This window comes from Streptococcus infantis (assembly GCF_047464155.1).
Lineage (GTDB): Bacteria > Bacillota > Bacilli > Lactobacillales > Streptococcaceae > Streptococcus > Streptococcus infantis_U.
Genome location: NZ_JASHCL010000001.1, coordinates 848473 through 868845, shown reverse-complemented (window position 1 = coordinate 868845; position 20373 = coordinate 848473). Strand labels below are relative to the sequence as shown.

Below are 20373 nucleotides of genomic sequence, written 5' to 3'. Positions count from 1 at the left end.
CCGGAAGTAGTTGGGGGTTGCCCCCTGTGAGATATGGAAGTCGCTTAGCTCGAGGGAGTTTAGCTCAGCTGGGAGAGCATCTGCCTTACAAGCAGAGGGTCAGCGGTTCGATCCCGTTAACTCCCATAGGTCCCGTAGTGTAGCGGTTATCACGTCGCCCTGTCACGGCGAAGATCGCGGGTTCGATTCCCGTCGGGACCGTAATAACGAAAGTTATTTGACTCGTTAGCTCAGTTGGTAGAGCAATTGACTTTTAATCAATGGGTCACTGGTTCGAGCCCAGTACGGGTCATATTTGCGGGTTTGGCGGAATTGGCAGACGCACCAGATTTAGGATCTGGCGCTTAACGGCGTGGGGGTTCAAGTCCCTTAACCCGCATAATAGAAATCAGCCGGCTTAGCTCAGTTGGTAGAGCATCTGATTTGTAATCAGAGGGTCGCGTGTTCAAGTCATGTAGCCGGCATTTTTTTTAATATAAACCAGAGTCGATGCGAACGTAGTTCAGTGGTAGAACACCACCTTGCCAAGGTGGGGGTCGCGGGTTCGAATCCCGTCGTTCGCTTAGAGAGGCCGGGGTGGCGGAACTGGCAGACGCACAGGACTTAAAATCCTGCGATTGGTAACGATCGTACCGGTTCGATTCCGGTCCTCGGCATATATTGAAGAGCACCCTTAGCTCAACTGGATAGAGTACCTGACTACGAATCAGGCGGTTAGAGGTTCGACTCCTCTAGGGTGCATTAAACATTTAACTCGGGAAGTAGCTCAGCTTGGTAGAGTACTTGGTTTGGGACCAAGGTGTCGCAGGTTCGAATCCTGTCTTCCCGATTGATGGCGGTGTAGCTCAGCTGGCTAGAGCGTCCGGTTCATACCCGGGAGGTCGGGGGTTCGATCCCCTTCGCCGCTATAATGATCTTGTTGGACCTTTAGCTCAGCTGGTTAGAGCTCTCGGCTCATAACCGAGTGGTCGTAGGTTCAAGTCCTACAAGGTCCATTGGAATGATGGAGGATTACCCAAGTCCGGCTGAAGGGAACGGTCTTGAAAACCGTCAGGCGTGTAAAAGCGTGCGTGGGTTCGAATCCCACATCCTCCTTTATTTATTATTAACGCGGGATGGAGCAGCTCGGTAGCTCGTCGGGCTCATAACCCGAAGGTCGTAGGTTCAAATCCTGCTCCCGCAATATTGGCTCGGTAGCTCAGTTGGTAGAGCAATGGATTGAAGCTCCATGTGTCGGCGGTTCGATTCCGTCTCGCGCCATATTTTATATAATTTTATGCGGGTGTAGTTTAGTGGTAAAACTACAGCCTTCCAAGCTGTTGTCGCGAGTTCGATTCTCGTCACCCGCTTTGAACTTTGTTCAAGTACCAAGTTTTTTTCTTGGGCGCGTAGCTCAGGTGGTTAGAGCGCACGCCTGATAAGCGTGAGGTCGGTGGTTCGAGTCCACTCGTGCCCATTAATAGGAGAATTACTCAAGAGGCTGAAGAGGACGGTTTGCTAAATCGTTAGGTCGGGTAACCGGCGCAAGGGTTCGAATCCCTTATTCTCCGTAATTAAAGAGCTGTATAGCTCTTTTTTTATTGTCTTAATCTTATATTATTCTTTTTATAACTGTTTAACATTTGATATAATGTAAGTGAAAGCACTACAATAATTAGTTAACTACCAAGGAGTTCGTTATGGAATCTAAGAAGATCTTAGGAAGCTTGCTAGTTCTTTTCATAAGTCTTTTTATGTTTGGCTGTAGTAATCATAGCTCCGAAAATTCTAATCAGGGGCTTAGTTTATCAACAACAGTTAGTCAATCAAATACTAATGAACAAACTTCCGTAGAGGCTAAGAAAAATTTTAAAGAATTCTACAAGCCAGTTTTTGATAATTATCAAAAAATACTTTCTACACCGAAGGATGTAAATGCAATTGCTGATCTCTATAAGAGTTTACAAGGTACTGAACGCCCTATCAATAGTTGGTCAGTTGAAAATGCGGTTTATCAAGCTGATAAGATGAGTTTTGTCTATGCAGATCTTAATAAAGATGGTGTGGAGGAATTGTTAATAGGCGTTGAGCAATCTAATGGTGATTATTTTATTTCGGGTCTTTATTATCTCGTAAATGAGAAACCGATACTTTTAGCAGAAGGCTTTGTAGCAAGTCATGGTGGGGCTAGAAATTCTATGAATATCTATAATGATGGAGATATCTTAGAATTAAGCTGGTCATCTGGTACAGGTGAAGGTAGGGGAGCACTTTATCATCTGAATTCTAGCCAGCAAGCAGCAAGTAAAGTTCAGGAACAGGACATTCGTGTACCAGGTAACAAAAGTTTGCATTCTGACTTTGGTAAAGCAGAGGCAGATTTAATGAATTTTAAGCAACTAGATTGGCAGAAATTTGAAAACTCTACTAGCACGACTATTTCGGGAGAAAAGCAAAAAGCTCCTTGGAATGCCAACAAATCTGCTAAATTAGAAGCTTTTATTAAAGGATGGGGAGAAAGACTTGGTCAGCCCAATTACAAAAAAGGAATTGCTGGAGGAGATGTCGGTGCAGATAATCTCTATACCTTTGGTGATGGGCCGAGTGAAAAAATAAATGCGGAATATTCGGATAATGGGTTAGGAACTGCTAAGTATCGCATCGTAGAGCGCTACAGTAACTGGGATAAATTTCCAGATGTGCACAGCTACTTCTTTGCGATAACCAATACAGGAGAAGCGATTGTCTTTCATTCACCGACAACTAATGGTGGGATTATGTACTTGAAACCAACCGAAAATACAGAAATACAAGCAGAATTCAAACGCTTGGTTGAAGAAGAGTAATGAAAAAAGAGTTTAGCCTTGGCTAAACTCTTATTTTTAAAAAGTTAATATTTCGATATCGAAATAATTGACAGATAAAATGGAAAGAGGTAGAATATAGAAAGTTCGATATAGAACAAAAAGGAGACAAAATGGACAAGATGTTAGGTGGCTATCAAGCTTTACAGATTCGCTTGTTGAATGGGCGTATCTTTCAAAAACTCTTGAGCAAGGAACCAGATGCTCAATACAGAAGTGAACAAGGGAAAATTTTAACGATTTTGTGGAAGCAAGAGTTGGGGTGCGCTACTGCGACCGATATCGCTCTTGCGACGGGTTTAGCCAATAATACATTGACCAATATGGTTAAGAAATTGGAAGAACAAGGTTTGGTCACGATTCAACCTTGCACGCAGGATAAAAGAAAAAAATATATCTCTTTGACAGAACTCGGTTGGGCACAAAAAGAAATTGGTGACCGTGTTAGTAAAGAATTGGGTGAAATTTTCTACCAAGGTTTTTCGGATCAAGAAATCCAAGAATTTGAAGCCTATCAAGAGCGTATAATCTCAAATCTAAAAGCTAAAGAGAATGATATCTAGGGAAAGGAGGCAACAGTTATGATTGGAATTACAGGTGTAACAGGGAACTTAGGCTCCTATGTGGCTGATCTTGTCGATAAAAAAGGAATCGCTTCCGTCCATCTAGCACGAAGTCCAGAGCGTGCTAAGGTTTACGCGTCTGCGGAAATCCGTAGAATGTCGTATACCAATACTCCAGAAGTGGTTGAGGCTTTAAAGGGTATCGATATCTTGTTAATGGTTTCTGCTCGTGAAAATCCAGAGCGTGTTGAGGAACACAAGAGTCTTTTAGATGCTGCAAAGCTAGCGGGGGTGCAGCATATCGTCTATACCTCCTTTTACGGAGCAGATGAAAAAGCAACTTTTACCTTGTCTCGAGATCATGCCAAGACGGAAGCCTATATCAAGGAGTTAGGATTCACCTATACATTTTTGAGAGATAATTTTTACTTGGACTTCTTGATAGATATTGCTCTTGAAAATGGGGAAATTCGTGGTCCAGCAGGAAGTGGGAAGGTTTCAGCAGTTGCCCGTAAGGACACATCTAGTGTTGCAGCGGAGATTCTCTCACATGCTAAGAAATGGGATAATCAAACCTTGAATCTAACAGGACCAGAGGAACTTTCCATGGAAGAAATCGTAGCGCTTCTCTCAAAAGAGACCGGTAATGCCATCACGTATGTAGACGAATCAGTCGAAGAAGCCTATGAGTCACGGAAAAAATGGCCAGCACAAACTTGGGAGTACGATGCCTGGGTCAGTACTTATACAGCTATTAAAGTTGGGGAACAGGCTGGGGTTTCAACAGATATTGAAAAAGTCCTAGGGCATCCAGCAAGTAGCCTATTGGATACTCTTAGAGATAGAAAACTTATTGAGGAAAAAAATGATTGAATACAAACATGTAGCCTTGCGCTACACGGATAAAAATATTTTAAAAGATGTCAATCTCCGCATTGAAAATGGAGAATTTATGGTACTAGTGGGTCCTTCAGGATCTGGAAAGACCACTATGATCAAGATGATTAACCGTCTTTTGGAACCGACAGATGGCAATATCTACATGGATGGAAAACGCATCAAGGACTATGATGAACGGGAATTACGTCTTAGTACCGGCTATGTCCTCCAAGCTATTGCCCTATTTCCTAACTTGACGGTTGCGGAAAATATAGCTCTCATTCCTGAGATGAAGGGCTGGAGCAAAGAGCAAATCGCTTCTAAAACAGAAGAACTCTTGAACAAGGTAGGCCTGCCTGCTGCAGAGTATGCCCATCGTTTACCAAGCGAGTTATCTGGTGGCGAGCAACAGCGGATTGGCATTGTACGAGCCATCATTGGGGAACCAAAAATCTTACTCATGGATGAGCCCTTTTCAGCCTTGGATGCTATCTCTCGCAAGCAGTTGCAAGCTCTCACCAAAGACTTGCATAAGGAGTTTGGTATGACGACTATTTTCGTTACTCATGATACGGATGAGGCCTTAAAATTAGGGGATCGAATTGCAGTTTTACAAGATGGAGAAATTCGTCAGGTCGCAGAACCTGAAACAATTTTACAAGCGCCTGCGACAGACTTTGTAGCAAATTTGTTTGGAGGTAGACTTCATGTCTAATTTGATTTCAACCTTTCAAGAGCGATTTAGTGAATGGGTAACAGCTCTGGGACAACACTTACAATTATCTCTTTTGACCTTATTGGTTGCTATTTTTCTGACCATTCCACTTGCGGTTTATCTAAATGGACACAAAAAAGCGGCGAACTGGGTGCTACAAGTTGCGGGTATCTTCCAGACCATTCCCTCAATGGCTTTGTTGGGTCTCTTTATTCCTTTCATGGGAATTGGAACCTTACCAGCCCTCACAGCCCTTGTTATTTACGCTATTTTCCCGATTTTAGAAAATACGATTACAGCCTTGAACGGCATTGATCCTAGTCTTGAGGAGGCAGGGATTGCTTTTGGAATGACCAAGTGGGAGCGACTCAAAAAGTTTGAAATTCCACTGGCCATGCCTGTCATTGTATCGGGGGTTCGTACAGCAACCGTTATGATCATTGGGACAGCAACTCTAGCTGCTCTTGTGGGAGCTGGAGGACTAGGCTCCTTTATCCTTTTGGGAATTGATCGTCGGAATGCTAGTCTCATTTTAATCGGCGCAATCTCATCAGCCATTTTGGCCATTCTCTTTAATATCATTCTCAAATGGTTGGAAAAGGCAAAGTTGCGTACGATTGTTGCAGCTTTTGCAGTGATGGTCCTTGGTTTGGGAGCTAGTTATGCTCCAAGCATGATTCCTAACAAAGAGAAAGAAAATTTAGTTATAGCTGGGAAGTTGGGACCTGAGCCTGAGATTCTCATGAATATGTATAAACTTCTCATCGAGCAAAATACGGATATGACGGTGACGGTCAAGCCTAACTTTGGGAAGACAGATTTCCTTTATCAAGCGCTGAAAAAGGGTGATATCGATATCTATCCAGAATTTTCTGGAACAGTGACAGAGAGTCTCCTCCAACCATCTCCACAAATTGGGCATGACCCAGAAAAGGTTTACGAGGTGGCTCGTGACGGCATTGCCAAACAGGATCAACTAGCCTTTCTTAAACCCATGGCTTATCAAAATACTTATGCTATAGCAGTTCCTAAAAAAATTGCGCAAGAATATGGACTTAAGACGATTTCAGACTTGAAAAAAGTAGAAGGACAGCTCAAGGCAGGATTCACTCTGGAGTTTAATGACCGTGAGGATGGAAACAAGGGTTTGCAGTCTGTTTATGGATTGAATCTCAATGTGGCAACCATGGAACCAGCTCTTCGCTACCAAGCCATCCAGTCAGGTGACATTCAAATTACAGATGCTTACTCAACGGATGCTGAAATTGCTAGGTATGACTTGATGATTTTAGAAGATGATCAACACCTCTTCCCACCTTATCAAGGGGCTCCACTCATGAAAGCTGAGTTACTCGAAAAACATCCTGAGTTGGAAGATGTTCTTAATAAACTAGCTGGAAAAATCACCGAGAGCCAGATGAGTCAGATGAACTATCAAGTTGGTGTGGAAGGTAAATCAGCAGAGGAGGTTGCGCATGAGTTTCTCCTTCAAGAAGGAATACTTAAGCAATAATCAAAGGAGTATTAGTTTATGAGTATACAAAAAAGGATCAAAAGATCCTTTTTTTATTGTACCAAGGCTAACAAGATAGTAAGCACCAGTGCAATTCCAATTCGAATCAGATGGTGGGCTGGATGGAAGTTTTCTTTTTGTTTGCCATTCCAATAGGCTCCGTAGCAAATTAATCCACAGCCAATCAGCCAAAGAGATAGTGCGATAATCGGCAAAAAGAAGTAGAGGAAGATAGATAAGGTCGCAAGGCTACTTCCGATGAGGAGAAATGTATTTCCTAGAGTGTGATTTCCCTTTTTAACTTCAGAAAGAGAAGCCAATAAGTGAAGAAGAACAAAAGCAAGGGCAAAGAAGGCTATAAAAAAGCCGAGAAGAATGGAGAAGAACATAGAATTTCCTTTCAAGAAGAGATTTTGGATATGAGGATTATATATCAAGACCTACGACTCATTTTATGAAGTACCACAAATGATAATACAAGATTCAAAATGATAACCAACAAAGTCAAAAGAGAGTAACCATAAAGTTTAATTGGAAATTCATTTTTGAGATTGCAAAGAGCAAACAAACTCGTTAAAATGCCCGTCAACAATCCAGGCACATATTTTCGAATAACGACTGTCTGAATCAGATGTCCTAAGACATGGTAGATATAAGCGATTATGATGCTTACGTAAATAGTATAGTTGCTAAACCGGTAACTAAGAAAAAGTGATAGAAGCAGGATTAGAAATTGCTCCAAGACAATAGCATTGAAAGTAAAAGGCGTGTAATAAGAAAGGATTCGATTATCTGGAAACTGTGCCGATAATTTTTTGACAAAGGATGGCATCCATATGATTTCTTCCAGTTCGTGAAGCATAAAGAGCGCTGGAAAGAGAAAATAAAATTGTATGATGGACATTGAAAATACTCCCTTCTAGTTAGAGCCCACTTTTAAAATCTCCAAATAAAATTGGATCACTTCTTGTTCGGTGTAGGACTTGCCTTTTTTCAACCACCAGCTGAGGGTTTCGATGAAATGGCTGACGACCAGGTGTTTGAGGTAAGAGTGAGGGAGAGTTGGATGGGCCTGGATGAGTTCGTCGACTACCATTGGGTAGACATCGTGTTCCAGTTCTTTTCGCAGTTGCCGTATAAAATAATCGTTTTTAGAGAGCAAGAGACTGGTCACATGATCTTGATTTTTCTTGAAATGCTGAAAGATATGAGCCAGATAGTCTTGTGGTGAGAGGTGTTCAGCACGCTCAAAGAGATGGTGAAAGAGCTTTTGACAGAGTTCATCTAGCAATAACTCCTTACTCTCGTAATGGCTGTAAAAGGTCGAGCGTCCCACATCAGCAAGGTCTATGATTTCCTGAACGGTGATGGCCTCGTAGTCTTTTTGGTTGAGTAAGTGTAAGAAAGCCTGATAGATAGCTTTTCGTGTCTTGGTAATGCGACGATCTTGACTAGTCATATGGACAATTTGAACAAACTGTTCCGTATCTTACAAAGTAAACAGTTTGCTCCTATCCTTTCTGTAATGAATGTTAGATAATGATAATGAACAGGATGTTCATGAATCTATTATAACAAAGGAATGATGATTATGAAGACAAAACATACAGTCTGGTTAGCTTTTTTCTTGAATTTAAGTTATGCCATTGTTGAGTTTATCGCAGGAGGGATTTTTGGTTCTAGTGCAGTTCTTGCGGACTCGATTCATGACTTGGGAGATGCAATCGCAATTGGGGTATCAGCCTTTCTTGAAACTATCTCCAATCGTGAAGAAGATAGTCATTACACCTTGGGTTACAAACGGTTTAGCCTTCTAGGTGCCTTGGTAACAGCTGTGATTCTGATGACAGGGTCTGTTTTGGTTATCTTGGAAAATATAACAAAAATCTTTCATCCACAGCCGGTCAATGATGAGGGAATCCTCTGGTTAGGAATCATAGCGGTCAGTATCAATGTATTGGCAAGTCTAGTAGTTCGTAAAGGAAAAACAAAAAACGAATCCATCCTTAGCCTGCATTTTCTGGAAGATACTTTGGGTTGGGTGGCCGTCATCCTAATGGCCATTGTTCTGCGATTTACCGACTGGTATATTCTGGATCCGCTCTTATCTCTTGTCATTTCGATCTTTATTCTCTCAAAAGCTATTCCACGTTTTTGGTCTACACTCAAGATTTTCCTAGACGCCGTGCCAGAAGGAGTAGATATCCAGCAAGTAAAGAGAGAATTGGAGCAATTGGATCACGTTGCTAGTATTAATCAGCTTAATCTCTGGACCATGGATGGGCTAGAAAAGAACGCCATTGTCCATGTTTGTCTAAAAGAGATTGAACAGATGGAGCTTTGCAAAGAATCGATTCGAAGCATACTTAAAGATTGTGGTTTTCAAAATATCACCATTGAGGTTGATGCAGACCTAGCAACTCACCAAGCCCATAAGCGCAAGGTTAAGGAGTTGGAAGTAGATAAAAATCATGAACATCATCATTAATGAGATGTAGTATAAGTGAGCAAAAGCTTGCTAAAAAGTGTATACTTAAGGTAGTTACATAGAAAGAGGAAATGTTATGAAATCAGCAGTTTATACTAAGGCAGGTCAGATCGGTATTGAAGAAGTCAAGCGTCCAAGTATCCAAGAGGCGGACGATGTGATTATCCGTGTAGTTCGTGCCTGCGTTTGTGGTTCAGACCTTTGGAGTTACCGTAATCCCGAAATCAAAGAAGGGCATAGTAATAGTGGTCATGAGGCTATCGGAATCGTCGAAGAAGTTGGTGAGGCTGTCACTACTGTAAAACCAGGTGATTTTGTGATTGTGCCTTTCACTCATGGTTGTGGCGAATGTGACGCTTGTCGTGCTGGATTTGATGGTTCTTGCGACAATCATATTGGAAATAACCTTGGAGGGAATTTCCAGGCTGAATATATCCGCTTCCATTATGCTAATTGGGCACTTGTGAAAATTCCAGGTCAACCTTCAGATTATAGCGAAGGCATGCTTAAGTCACTTTTGACACTTGCTGATGTCATGCCGACCGGTTACCATGCGGCGCGTGTGGCTGGTGTAAAACCAGGTGACAAAGTTGTCGTTATTGGAGATGGTGCTGTTGGTCAATGCGCTGTTATCGCAGCTAAGATGCGTGGAGCTTCACAAATTATCCTTATGAGTCGTCACGAAGATCGACAACAAATGGCCTTGGAGTCAGGCGCGACAGCTGTTGTGGCCGAACGTGGTGAAGAAGGCATTGCCAAGGTGCGTGAAATCCTCGGAGGAGGAGCAGATGCAGCACTTGAGTGTGTTGGTACTGAGGCGGCTGTTGAGCAAGCACTGGGTGTCCTTCATAATGGTGGTCGTATGGGAATTGTTGGTGTGCCTCACTATAATAACCGTGCCCTTGGTTCGACCTTTGCTCAGAATATTTCTGTTGCGGGTGGAGCAGCTTCTGCAACAACATACGATAAGCAATTCTTGCTCAAAGCTGTTCTGGATGGTGATATCAATCCAGGTCGTGTCTTTACTTCAAGCTATAAACTGAAAGATATCGACCAAGCTTATAAGGCTATGGATGAACGCAAGACTATCAAGTCTATGATTGTGATGGATTAATACTCCTCGAAAATCTCTTCAAACCACGTCAGCTTTACCTTGCCGTAGATATAGGTAACTGACATCGTCAGTCTTATCTACAACCTTAAAGCAGTGCTTTGAGCAACCTGCGGCTAGCTTCTTAGTTTGCTCTTTGATTTTCATTGAGTATAAAAAGAAAAAACTAATAGGATTTGAGAATCTCTATTAGTTTTTTTTATGTTCAAGTGTTGTACTTAATGCAAGGTACTTTCTCTTAAGGTTAGTTTGGTTCCTAGCATAGTAAGGCTTGGAATTTTACGGCCGTGAAGGACTTCTCTGTTCAGAATATCCATTCCTGTGCGTCCCATTTCTTCGGTGTAGACTGTAATACTGGAAAGTGGTGGGAACACTTGCTTGGTCAGAATAGTATCATTAAAGGAAATAATACTGACGCGCTCTGGAATGCTGATGCTGGCTTCTTGAAGGGCGCGAAGGGCACCAATGGCTAAACTGTCACTGGCTGCAAAAAAGGCCTGTGGAAGTTTCTCTCCTAATTTTTCGATAGCCCCTTTCATCAAGTCATATCCAGATTGGGCAGTAAATAGACCTTGAAAAATGAATTTCTCGTTATAAATTCCTTTTTCTTGCGTATAAGATTTGAAGTAATCTAAACGCTTGTCTGCGATAACTTCCTCTTGGTCAGTAGTAGTTTCAAGACCGGATAGGATACCAATCTTCTTAAGCCCGTGGTCTGTAAAGTAATCAACCACCTGTCTAACAGCATTATTAAAATCTGTAATGACACAGGTATGGCCCAAGGCGATGGTGTCACTATCAAGAAAAACTAGAGGTTTTTGATATTCTTCAAATGAAGCAATCTGTGCTTGGCTAAATTTTCCAATACAAAGAATTCCAATGACTTCTTCGCTAAGCGTGAAAGGTTGATCGTTGAAATAACGCAAGATTTCGTAATCTAACTCTTGGGCTCTATTTTCGATTCCTAGTCGAATCTGGTAGTAGTAGAGGTCTTCCAACTCACCTTGTTCGCTGACCCACTGGATAATGGCAATCTTTTGTTTAAGTTTGTGACTTTCGCCTGTTTTAAGATGTTTGGTATAACCTAGTTCTTCAGCGACAGTTAAAATACGATGTCGGGTTTCTTCTGTGACAGATAGACTCTGATCGCGATTGAGAACACGGGATACAGTTGCGATTGAAACAGAGGCTAGCTGAGCGATATCTTTGAGTGTAGCCATAATTCCCCTCCTTTTTAGGTTATTATAGCATATTTTTCTTCCTTTTTACTCATAGTTTAGTAAAATATCGGTAAAAATGTTGACCTGAGCAAAACCCTTGGGTACAATAGAAGAAAACGATTACAGGATAAACTTTTTTACCTAATATTTCGTAAAAGGAGAATTCATATGACACAACATCTTACTGCTGAAGCACTTCGCAAGGATTTTCTTGCTGTTTTTGGTCAAGAAGCAGACCAAACCTTCTTCTCACCAGGCCGCATCAACTTGATTGGGGAACATACTGACTATAACGGTGGTCATGTTTTTCCAGCAGCTATTTCACTCGGAACCTATGGGGCTGCTCGTAAGCGTGATGACCAAGTTTTGCGTTTCTACTCCGCAAACTTTGAGGATAAGGGCATTATCGAAGTTCCTCTAGCTGACCTTAAGTTTGAGAAAGAGCACAACTGGACCAACTATCCAAAAGGTGTCCTTCATTTCTTGCAAGAAGCTGGGCATGTGATTGATAAAGGTTTTGATTTTTATGTTTTTGGGAATATCCCAAACGGAGCTGGCTTGTCTTCTTCTGCATCTTTGGAGCTTTTGACAGGTGTCGTAGCAGAATACCTCTTTGACCTAAAATTGGACCGTCTAGACTTAGTTAAAATCGGAAAATTGACAGAGAATAACTTTATCGGTGTTAACTCTGGGATCATGGATCAGTTTGCCATCGGTATGGGAGCAGACCAACGTGCTATTTACCTAGATACTAACACGCTAGAATACGACTTAGTTCCACTTGATTTGAAGGACAATGTTGTTGTGATCATGAATACCAACAAACGCCGTGAACTAGCAGATTCTAAGTACAATGAACGCCGTGCTGAATGTGAAAAAGCAGTGGAAGAACTTCAAGTTGCCTTGGATATCCAAACCTTGGGTGAATTAGATGAGTGGGCTTTTGATGAATACAGCTACCTAATCAAAGACGCAAATCGTTTGAAACGTGCTCGTCACGCCGTTCTTGAAAACCAACGTACCCTTAAAGCACAAGCAGCTCTTCAAGCAGGAGATTTAGACAAGTTTGGTCGTTTGATGAATGCTTCTCATGTTTCACTTGAGCACGACTACGAAGTGACTGGCTTGGAATTGGATACTCTTGTTCATACGGCTTGGGCTCAAGAAGGTGTTCTAGGCGCTCGTATGACAGGAGCAGGCTTTGGTGGCTGTGCTATCGCCTTGGTTCAAAAAGATGCAGTTGAGGCCTTTAAAGAAGCTGTTGGCAAACACTATGAAGAAATCGTTGGCTATGCTCCAAGCTTCTATATCGCTGAAGTTGCAGGTGGTACTCGCGTTTTAGACTAGGAGAGAAGGATATGGAAGCTGTAATATTTGATTTAGATGGCTTATTAGCCGATACTGAAATCATTTCTCTAAAAGTTTATCAAGAATTGCTTAGAGATTTTGGAATTCCTTTCACAGAAGAAACTTATTCTAGAGACTACAGTGGACATAGGGAAGAGGAGAATGTTCAACGATTTTTGGACACCTATGATTTACCTTGGAACTTTGACCAAACCTTGGCAAAAGTTTATGAACTGGAAGCTCAAATCTTAGCTCAAGGTGTAAATTTAAAAAAAGGTGCTAAAAATTTGCTCACTTATTTGCAAAAAGAAGGCGTTCCAATCGCTTTAGCAACATCAAGTGTTGAATCTCGGGCTAGAATGATATTGGATAGCAATGGTATACTGTCACTATTTGACCATTTAGTTTTTGCAAAAGATGTAAAGCGAAGCAAACCATACCCTGATATATTTTTAAAGGCCTGTAGTGATTTGAATGTTTTACCAGAGAATTGCTTGGTACTAGAGGATAGTGAAGCAGGGATTGAAGCGGCATCTAGAGCTGGGATTCCAGTTATTTGTATTCCAGATTTAAAAATACCAGCACAGTCTTTCTTAAATAAAACAGAACAAGTTTTTCAGGATTTGGATGCTGTTAGAGACTATTTAGAAAGTAAGAAGGAGGTTTTCTAGTGACCTTAGTAGAAAAATTTGTTACCAAAGTCATTGCAGAAAGCACCTTTGAAGAGTTGGATCGGATTTATCTGAGCAATCGCGTCTTGGCACTGGTGGGAGATGGAGTTCTTGAAGTTGAGACTGACCAAGATAACTTGATTGACCTCAAAGACCAGCTTGTCGAGGAAGCCGTTCGATTAGGGACGATTGAAGATAGTCTGGCTGCGCGTGAGATTCTCGGTGCTGATTTCATGGACTTGGTAACGCCTTGTCCAAGTCAGGTTAATCGTGACTTTTGGGCTACTTATGCACAGTCCCCAGAGCAGGCGATTGCGGACTTCTACCAACTCAGTCAAAAGAATGACTACATCAAACTAAAGGCCATCGCAAAGAATATTGCTTATCGTGTACCGTCTGACTATGGTGAACTAGAGATTACTATCAATCTGTCTAAGCCTGAAAAGGATCCAAAGGAGATCGCGGCAGCTAAGTTGGTCAAGTCGAGTAACTATCCTCAATGTCAGCTCTGTATGGAAAATGAAGGCTACCATGGTCGTGTCAACCATCCAGCTAGAAGCAACCATCGTATTATCCGTTTTGGCATTTCTGGGCAGGAGTGGGGCTTCCAATATTCGCCTTACGCTTACTTTAATGAGCACTGTATTTTCCTAGATAGCCAACATCGTCCTATGGCCATTGGTCGCCAAAGCTTCGAGCGTTTGTTAGCAATCGTAGAGCAATTCCCAGGTTATTTTGCAGGTTCAAATGCTGACCTACCTATCGTGGGTGGCTCCATCTTGACGCATGATCATTATCAAGGGGGTCGTCATGTCTTCCCAATGGAAGTGGCTCCTTTACAGAAAAGTTTTACCTTTGAAGGTTTTGAATCTGTCAGAGCAGGGATTGTTCAGTGGCCTATGTCAGTGATTCGATTGACGTCGGATTCAAAAGACGATTTGACCAATCTTGCTGAGAAAATCTTACTGGCTTGGCGCCAATACTCAGATCCAAGTGTACAGATCTTGGAAGAAAGCAATGGAACACCGCATCACACTATCACACCGATTGCGCGTAAAAGAGATGGGCAGTTTGAGTTGGATTTGGTCTTGCGAGACAATCAAACATCTCCAGAGCATCCAGATGGTATCTATCATCCCCACAAGGATGTCCAACATATCAAGAAGGAAAATATCGGCTTGATAGAGGTCATGGGCTTGGCAATCTTGCCACCACGCTTGAAGGAAGAAGTGGAGCAAGTAGCAGCTTACCTAGTCGGAGAGGATGTTTTAGTAGCCGATTATCACCAAGAATGGGCGGATGAGTTGAAAGAAAATTATCCTGGATTGACTGATAAAGACCAAGCTCTCGAAATTGTCCAAGAATCTGTTGGTAAAATCTTCGCTCGGGTATTGGAAGATGCAGGTGTTTACAAGCAAACAGAAGAAGGACAGGCAGCCTTTATGCGCTTTGTCGAGCAGGTTGGAGTTTTACCTGAATAAGTGCTTCTCCCTTGCACAGAGTCTTGAAAAGTAGTATCATAGTGTCGTTTGAAATATCAGGAGGAAAGTATGAAAGATTTTCACTTTGACGCTATATCTGCCTTTGAAAACTACGAAATTGAAAAAATGAGAGATGGTCACGTTGTGGTAACGACAAAAGTAGTGGACTCCTCACTCAACTATTATGGAAATGCCCATGGAGGCTATCTATTTACCCTTTGTGACCAAATCAGTGGACTTGTGGTTATTTCTCTTGGATTAGATGGTGTGACGCTCCAGTCTTCCATCAACTATCTGAAAGCTGGTAATCTAGGGGATGTTCTCACTATCAAAGGAGAATGTGTCCATCATGGACGTACCACTTGTGTCGTCGATGTTGATATCATCAACCAAGATGGCCGAAATGTCTGCAAGGCAACCTTCACCATGTTTGTCACAGGAAAACGATCTGAAGATAGACAGGTGAGGATATAGGAAATAAGAAAAAGAGGCATGTGCCTCTTTTTCTTATACTCTAGTGATCTATTATATTATTCACTAAATCTTAAAAAATAGCCATCTGGGTCTAAAACTGCAAATTCATGAGGGTAGATATATTGTTCATCAACACGAAATTCTCTTTTGGTCAAAGGACGATGAATAGGATAGTTAGACTCGATTACTTTCTGATAGAGTCGAGGGACATCCTCTATGCCAAAGGAAATGTTGACTCCACGACCAAAGGGGTAGGTCAGTTCAACTAAATCATCCTTTGTTCCCTCCTCTAACATTAGTTGGCAGTCTTCAAGCGAGAGGAAGAGAAATTTCTCCTCTGGACGCTCATATTCGACAGAAAATCCCAGCAAGTCGCAGTAGAAGTGGCGTGACTTTTCGAGGTCAGATACTACAAATTCAGGAATGACAGCTTGATAGTCCATTAGCTTTCTCCTTAGAGTTCAATCTCCAAGACAATCGGTGTATGGTCTTGGCGTGGGCCTGAGTCAATCATATCTGACTTGGCAACTTTGTCTGCCACACGGTTACTTGTGAGCCAATAGTCGATTCTCCAGCCTGTGTTGTTGATTTTTGAAGTCTTGCTGCGTTGTGCCCACCAAGTATAGCGTTCTGGCACATCACCATGGATATGGCGGAAGGTATCTGTAAATCCTTTGGCTAAAAGGTTTGTAAATCCTTCACGTTCTTCGTCTGTAAATCCTGGTGAACGACGGTTGCTAGCCGGGTTAGCAAGGTCAATTTCCTTGTGGGCAACGTTATAGTCTCCAGTTGCTAGGACTGGTTTTTTCTTGTCTAGTTCAGCCAAGTATTCCGCATATTTGATGTCCCAGACTTGACGTTCTTCCAAACGTTTGAGTCCATCACCTGCATTTGGTGTGTAGACTTGAGTCACGAAAAATTTATCAAATTCCAAAGTAATGATGCGGCCTTCCAAGTCCATAGTAGAAGGGGCGCCAATCTCTGGGAAGCTGATAGTTGGAGTGAGTTCTTTCTTATAGAGGAACATGGTTCCAGCATAGCCTTTACGGGCAGGCTCTTGAGAGGAACGCCAGGTGTTTTCGTAGCCTGGGAAGAGTTCTTCCAGTACCTCAAGGTGTTTTTTAGTAGGACCTTTAGCTGAAAGCTTGGTTTCTTGGATAGCGATGATATCAGCGTCTTCGGCTACCAAAGTTTGGAGAACGTCTTGAGACAATTTCGCACGCGCAGAGTCACTCGTCAACGCTGCATTGAGGGAATCAATGTTCCATGAGATTAGTTTCATAGTGTGTACCTTTTCATTCAGATTATAGACAATATTATACCAGAAAAAGAAGTATTTCCCCAGCGTATAGTTTGAAAAATCCAGGTCATTCCTATATAATAAAGAATGATTTATGTAAAGGAATGAAAATAAATGAAATGTTACTCCTTTGAGTATCTTTATCGCTGAGTATGACAAAATTCAAGTGAGTGTCGTCACCTATGAATAAGAAAAACCTGGGGTCCATGCCTCAGGTTTCCATTTTCAATTAGAAAGGAATTTTATGTCCATCATTCAAAAACTCTGGTGGTTTTTTAAGTTAGAAAAACGTCGTTATCTCGTTGGAATTGTAGCTCTGATTTTAGTTTCTGTACTAAACCTCATCCCACCTATGGTTATGGGGCGCGTGATCGATGCCATCACTTCGGGACGATTAACACAGGATGAGCTCTTGCTTCATCTCTTTTATCTCCTGCTAGCAGCTTTTGGGATGTACTATCTGCGTTACGTTTGGCGCATGTATATCCTAGGGACTTCCTACCGACTGGGACAAATCATGCGTTCAAGACTATTTGAGCACTTTACAAAAATGTCGCCTGCATTTTATCAGAATTATCGAACAGGGGATTTGATGGCTCATGCAACCAATGATATCAATGCCCTGACTCGTCTAGCAGGTGGGGGTGTCATGTCTGCAGTGGATGCCTCTATCACAGCCTTGGTAACTTTGTTGACCATGCTCTTTAGCATTTCTTGGCAGATGACCTTGGTTTCCATTCTTCCCTTGCCATTTATGGCCTATGCGACTAGTCGTCTGGGGAGAAAGACCCATAAAGCTTTTGGCGAATCGCAAGCAGCCTTTTCTGAACTCAACAATAAGGTTCAAGAGTCTGTATCAGGTATCAAGGTAACCAAGTCCTTTGGCTATCAGTCTGATGAATTGGCATCTTTTCAGGAAGTTAATGATTTGACCTTCCAAAAGAATCTGCAAACCATGAAATATGATAGTCTCTTTGACCCTATGGTTCTGCTTTTTGTTGGTTCTTCTTATGCCTTAACTCTTTTGGTCGGTGCCTTTATGGTACAAGCGGGGCAGGTGACTGTTGGGAATCTGGTCACCTTTATCTCATACTTGGATATGTTGGTTTGGCCCTTGATGGCAATTGGTTTTCTCTTCAACATTACCCAGAGAGGGAAAGTCTCATACCAGCGTATTGAGAGTCTCTTGTCTCAAGAGTCACCTGTCAAAGACCCAGAATCTCCACTTGACGGGATTGAAAATGGGCGTTTGGACTATGCCATTGATAGTTTCGCCTTTGAAGACGAGGAGACGCTGCGATATATTTACTTTAGTCTTGAAAAAGGGCAAACTCTAGGCTTGGTTGGGCAAACTGGTTCAGGAAAAACAGCTCTGATTAAGTTGCTCTTACGTGAGTATGACATTGACCAAGGAGCCATTTATCTAAATGGGCATGACATTCGTGACTATCGACTAGCTAACTTGCGTAGTTTGATGGGTTACGTCCCACAGGACCAATTTCTCTTTGCCAGCTCTATCCTAGACAATATTCGATTTGGGAATCCTGACCTGTCTTTCTCAGAAGTAGAAGAAGCAACCAAGTTGGCTCAAGTCTATCAAGATATTCAAGCTATGCCTCAGGGATTTGATACGGTTATCGGCGAAAAAGGTGTCAGTCTATCTGGTGGACAAAAGCAACGTCTGGCTATGAGTCGGGCTATGATTTTAAATCCTGATATCCTGATTTTAGATGATTCCTTGTCAGCTGTAGACGCCAAGACAGAGTTCGCAATCATCGATAATCTCAAGGAAACTCGCAAGGATAAAACGACTATCATCACTGCCCATCGTCTCAGTGCAGTTGTTCATGCAGATTTGATTTTGGTGATGCAGGATGGTCGCATCATTGAACGAGGTAGGCATGAAGACTTACTAGCCTTGGATGGTTGGTATGCCCAAACCTACCAGTCTCAACAGTTAGAAATGAAAGGAGAAGAAGATGCGGAATAAACAAGAACAATGGGCTGTATTGAAGCGTTTGTTGTCCTATCTCAATCCTTATGGTCTCCTAACCTTTTTAGCCCTTGCTTTTCTCCTCGCGACGACTGTTGTTAAGAGTGTTATCCCCTTGGTAGCTTCTCACTTTATCGACCAGTATCTAAATAACCTTAATCAGCTTGCTGTCACAGTTTTGTTGGTTTACTATGGTCTCTACATTCTTCAAACGATTGTCCAATATGTGGGGAATCTCCTTTTTGCGCGCGTTTCCTACAGCATCGTTAGAGATATCCGACGTGATGCCTTTGCCAATATGGAGAAGCTAGGCATGTCTTATTTCGATAAGACACCTGCAGGTTCTATTGTCTCTCGTTTGACAAATGACACCGAGACTATCAGTGATATGTTTTCAGGAATCTTGTCCAGCTTTATCTCGGCAGTTTTTATCTTTGTGACGACCCTTTATACCATGCTAGTCCTGGACTATCGTCTGACAGCTTTAGTATTGCTTTTTCTACCTTTGATTTTCCTCTTGGTCAATCTCTACCGTAAAAAATCCGTCAAGATTATCGAAAAAACCAGAAGTCTCTTGTCAGATATTAACAGTAAGCTGGCAGAAAATATCGAAGGAATTCGTATTATTCAAGCCTTTAACCAAGAAAAACGTCTGCAAGAAGAGTTTGATGAGATAAATCAAGAACACCTAGTTTACGCTAACCGTTCCGTAGCCTTGGATTCTCTCTTTTTACGTCCAGCTATGAGTTTGTTGAAGCTGTTGGGCTATGCGGTTTTGATGGCTTACTTTGGCTATCGCGGACTTTATCTAGGAATAACGGCAGGAACTATGTACGCCTTTATCCAGTACATCAACCGTCTCTTTGATCCGCTTATCGAGGTGACGCAAAACTTTTCTACTCTTCAGACATCCATGGTGTCAGCAGGTCGTGTCTTTGCACTCATCGATGAGACCAACTATGAACCGGTCCAAGAAAATGGCCAGGATGAGATTCAAGAGGGAAATATCCGCTTTGAACATGTGTCCTTCTCCTATGACGGAAAACACCAAATTCTCGATGATATTTCCTTTACCGTCAATAAGGGTGAAACTATTGCCTTTGTCGGACATACAGGATCGGGAAAATCTTCTATCATCAATGTTCTCATGCGCTTTTATGAATTCCAGTCAGGTCGGGTTCTCCTAGATGGTGTGGATATTCGAGAGTATAGTCAAGAGGAGTTGAGAAAAAACATCGGTTTGGTTCTACAGGACCCCTTCCTCTATCATGGGACCATTAAGTCCAATATCGCCATGTACCAAGATATCAGCGATGACCAAGTCAAGGCTGCAGCAGAATTTGTCGATGCAGATTCCTTCATTCAAGATCTTCCTTTAGGTTATGATGCTCCTGTATCTGAGCGTGGTTCGAGTTTTTCAACGGGTCAACGTCAGCTACTTGCCTTTGCCAGAACTGTTGCTAGTCAGCCTAAAATCCTGATTTTGGATGAAGCGACAGCCAATATCGACTCTGAAACAGAAGCTCTGGTCCAAAATTCCCTAGCTAAGATGAGACAAGGTCGGACAACCATTGCCATCGCCCATCGCCTTTCTACCATTCAAGATGCTAATTGTATCTATGTTCTTGATAAGGGACGTATCATCGAAAGTGGAACCCACGAGGAACTTTTAGCCTTGGGAGGTACTTATCACAAGATGTATAGTTTGCAGGCAGGGGCTCTTTCCTAGGGAAGAATTCCTTTAAAACATAGATTTCTTGCACTGCCTCTTTCAT

Annotated in this window: 19 protein-coding genes and 17 tRNA genes; 30 read left to right on the top strand and 6 right to left on the bottom strand. The window is 42.2% G+C overall.

Features of this window, described 5'->3' with window-relative positions; translation table 11 throughout:
- Positions 1-53: 53 nt before the first annotated feature.
- From QM810_RS04275 to QM810_RS04170, 22 genes are all read left to right on the top strand, one after another.
- Positions 54-126: transfer RNA gene (locus tag QM810_RS04275), tRNA-Val, on the top strand.
- Between the two features lie 2 nt (positions 127-128).
- Positions 129-201 (top strand) — tRNA-Asp (locus QM810_RS04270).
- Between the two features lie 18 nt (positions 202-219).
- A tRNA-Lys gene (locus tag QM810_RS04265) sits at positions 220-292 on the top strand.
- 5 nt (positions 293-297) lie between these two features.
- Positions 298-379, top strand: a tRNA-Leu gene (locus QM810_RS04260).
- A 12-nt stretch (positions 380-391) separates the two neighbouring features.
- A tRNA-Thr gene (locus tag QM810_RS04255) sits at positions 392-464 on the top strand.
- Positions 465-491: 27 nt separating this feature from the next.
- Positions 492-563 (top strand) — tRNA-Gly (locus QM810_RS04250).
- A gap of 7 nt (positions 564-570) precedes the next feature.
- Positions 571-656 (top strand) — tRNA-Leu (locus QM810_RS04245).
- A gap of 11 nt (positions 657-667) precedes the next feature.
- Positions 668-741: transfer RNA gene (locus tag QM810_RS04240), tRNA-Arg, on the top strand.
- Between the two features lie 14 nt (positions 742-755).
- Positions 756-829, top strand: a tRNA-Pro gene (locus QM810_RS04235).
- Positions 830-834: 5 nt separating this feature from the next.
- Positions 835-908, top strand: a tRNA-Met gene (locus QM810_RS04230).
- A gap of 13 nt (positions 909-921) precedes the next feature.
- Positions 922-995 (top strand) — tRNA-Ile (locus tag QM810_RS04225).
- Positions 996-1005: 10 nt separating this feature from the next.
- A tRNA-Ser gene (locus QM810_RS04220) sits at positions 1006-1095 on the top strand.
- A 14-nt stretch (positions 1096-1109) separates the two neighbouring features.
- Positions 1110-1183, top strand: a tRNA-Met gene (locus tag QM810_RS04215).
- A 4-nt stretch (positions 1184-1187) separates the two neighbouring features.
- Positions 1188-1260, top strand: a tRNA-Phe gene (locus QM810_RS04210).
- A gap of 18 nt (positions 1261-1278) precedes the next feature.
- Positions 1279-1349, top strand: a tRNA-Gly gene (locus tag QM810_RS04205).
- 33 nt (positions 1350-1382) lie between these two features.
- Positions 1383-1456: transfer RNA gene (locus tag QM810_RS04200), tRNA-Ile, on the top strand.
- Between the two features lie 6 nt (positions 1457-1462).
- A tRNA-Ser gene (locus tag QM810_RS04195) sits at positions 1463-1550 on the top strand.
- 129 nt (positions 1551-1679) lie between these two features.
- The gene (locus QM810_RS04190) at positions 1680-2825 is read left to right on the top strand and encodes a DUF4767 domain-containing protein (protein WP_414253973.1); all 1146 of its coding nucleotides are present in this window, start codon (positions 1680-1682) and stop codon (positions 2823-2825) included.
- Between the two features lie 131 nt (positions 2826-2956).
- On the top strand, positions 2957-3406 hold the full coding sequence (locus tag QM810_RS04185; RefSeq protein WP_414253972.1) for a MarR family winged helix-turn-helix transcriptional regulator: 450 nt from the start codon (positions 2957-2959) through the stop codon (positions 3404-3406).
- Positions 3407-3424: 18 nt separating this feature from the next.
- Complete coding sequence (locus tag QM810_RS04180; protein WP_414253971.1) at positions 3425-4279, top strand: SDR family oxidoreductase; 855 nt, start codon at positions 3425-3427, stop codon at positions 4277-4279.
- The gene (locus QM810_RS04175; protein WP_414253970.1) at positions 4272-5000 is read left to right on the top strand and encodes an ABC transporter ATP-binding protein; all 729 of its coding nucleotides are present in this window, start codon (positions 4272-4274) and stop codon (positions 4998-5000) included. The genes QM810_RS04180 and QM810_RS04175 overlap by 8 nt, the downstream gene beginning before the upstream one ends.
- On the top strand, positions 4993-6513 hold the full coding sequence (locus QM810_RS04170) for an ABC transporter permease/substrate-binding protein (RefSeq protein WP_414253969.1): 1521 nt from the start codon (positions 4993-4995) through the stop codon (positions 6511-6513). The genes QM810_RS04175 and QM810_RS04170 overlap by 8 nt, the downstream gene beginning before the upstream one ends.
- Positions 6514-6566: 53 nt before the next feature.
- Here QM810_RS04170 and QM810_RS04165 read toward each other — a convergent pair whose 3' ends face one another.
- From QM810_RS04165 to QM810_RS04155, 3 genes are read right to left on the bottom strand one after another with little or no spacing between them, the layout of a single operon-like run.
- Positions 6567-6902 (bottom strand): glucuronide permease, encoded by a 336-nt coding sequence (locus QM810_RS04165; RefSeq protein WP_414253968.1) that lies wholly within the window; start codon positions 6900-6902, stop codon positions 6567-6569.
- Positions 6903-6946: 44 nt separating this feature from the next.
- Positions 6947-7417, bottom strand: a complete 471-nt coding sequence (locus QM810_RS04160; protein ID WP_254730675.1) for an HXXEE domain-containing protein — start codon at positions 7415-7417, stop codon at positions 6947-6949.
- A 15-nt stretch (positions 7418-7432) separates the two neighbouring features.
- Entirely contained in the window at positions 7433-7972 is a 540-nt protein-coding gene (locus QM810_RS04155) for a TetR/AcrR family transcriptional regulator (protein WP_254730671.1), read from the bottom strand.
- A gap of 132 nt (positions 7973-8104) precedes the next feature.
- On the opposite strand from QM810_RS04155, the gene QM810_RS04150 reads away from it, so the two are divergent.
- Positions 8105-9001 carry a cation diffusion facilitator family transporter gene (locus QM810_RS04150; RefSeq protein WP_414253967.1) on the top strand — a complete coding sequence of 299 codons (897 nt, stop codon included), beginning with the start codon at positions 8105-8107 and terminating at the stop codon, positions 8999-9001.
- A gap of 76 nt (positions 9002-9077) precedes the next feature.
- On the top strand, positions 9078-10115 hold the full coding sequence (locus QM810_RS04145; RefSeq protein ID WP_414253966.1) for a zinc-binding dehydrogenase: 1038 nt from the start codon (positions 9078-9080) through the stop codon (positions 10113-10115).
- Positions 10116-10330: 215 nt separating this feature from the next.
- On the opposite strand, the gene QM810_RS04140 is transcribed toward QM810_RS04145, so the two are convergent.
- Entirely contained in the window at positions 10331-11332 is a 1002-nt protein-coding gene (locus tag QM810_RS04140) for a LacI family DNA-binding transcriptional regulator (protein WP_414253965.1), read from the bottom strand.
- Positions 11333-11500: 168 nt separating this feature from the next.
- On the opposite strand from QM810_RS04140, the gene QM810_RS04135 reads away from it, so the two are divergent.
- The 4 genes from QM810_RS04135 (at position 11501) to QM810_RS04120 (ending at position 15305) form a co-directional block, all read left to right on the top strand.
- Positions 11501-12679: a galactokinase gene (locus QM810_RS04135; RefSeq protein ID WP_000191955.1), complete on the top strand. Its 1179-nt coding sequence runs from the start codon at positions 11501-11503 to the stop codon at positions 12677-12679.
- 11 nt (positions 12680-12690) lie between these two features.
- The gene (locus QM810_RS04130; RefSeq protein ID WP_036759323.1) at positions 12691-13350 is read left to right on the top strand and encodes an HAD family hydrolase; all 660 of its coding nucleotides are present in this window, start codon (positions 12691-12693) and stop codon (positions 13348-13350) included.
- The gene (locus tag QM810_RS04125) at positions 13350-14831 is read left to right on the top strand and encodes a UDP-glucose--hexose-1-phosphate uridylyltransferase (RefSeq protein WP_414253964.1); all 1482 of its coding nucleotides are present in this window, start codon (positions 13350-13352) and stop codon (positions 14829-14831) included. Before QM810_RS04130 ends, QM810_RS04125 begins: the two co-directional genes overlap by 1 nt.
- Before the next feature lie 69 nt (positions 14832-14900).
- Positions 14901-15305: a PaaI family thioesterase gene (locus tag QM810_RS04120; protein ID WP_414253963.1), complete on the top strand. Its 405-nt coding sequence runs from the start codon at positions 14901-14903 to the stop codon at positions 15303-15305.
- Positions 15306-15361: 56 nt separating this feature from the next.
- On the opposite strand, the gene QM810_RS04115 is transcribed toward QM810_RS04120, so the two are convergent.
- Both QM810_RS04115 and QM810_RS04110 read right to left on the bottom strand, forming a co-directional pair.
- A complete protein-coding gene (locus QM810_RS04115; protein WP_414253962.1) occupies positions 15362-15748 on the bottom strand; it encodes a bleomycin resistance protein in 387 nt (128 codons plus the stop codon).
- A gap of 11 nt (positions 15749-15759) precedes the next feature.
- Complete coding sequence (locus tag QM810_RS04110) at positions 15760-16587, bottom strand: exodeoxyribonuclease III (RefSeq protein WP_414253961.1); 828 nt, start codon at positions 16585-16587, stop codon at positions 15760-15762.
- A gap of 262 nt (positions 16588-16849) precedes the next feature.
- On the opposite strand from QM810_RS04110, the gene QM810_RS04105 reads away from it, so the two are divergent.
- The gene (locus tag QM810_RS04105; RefSeq protein WP_414253960.1) at positions 16850-18595 is read left to right on the top strand and encodes an ABC transporter ATP-binding protein; all 1746 of its coding nucleotides are present in this window, start codon (positions 16850-16852) and stop codon (positions 18593-18595) included.
- Positions 18585-20327 carry an ABC transporter ATP-binding protein gene (locus QM810_RS04100; protein ID WP_414253959.1) on the top strand — a complete coding sequence of 581 codons (1743 nt, stop codon included), beginning with the start codon at positions 18585-18587 and terminating at the stop codon, positions 20325-20327. The genes QM810_RS04105 and QM810_RS04100 overlap by 11 nt, the downstream gene beginning before the upstream one ends.
- Positions 20328-20373: the final 46 nt, after the last annotated feature.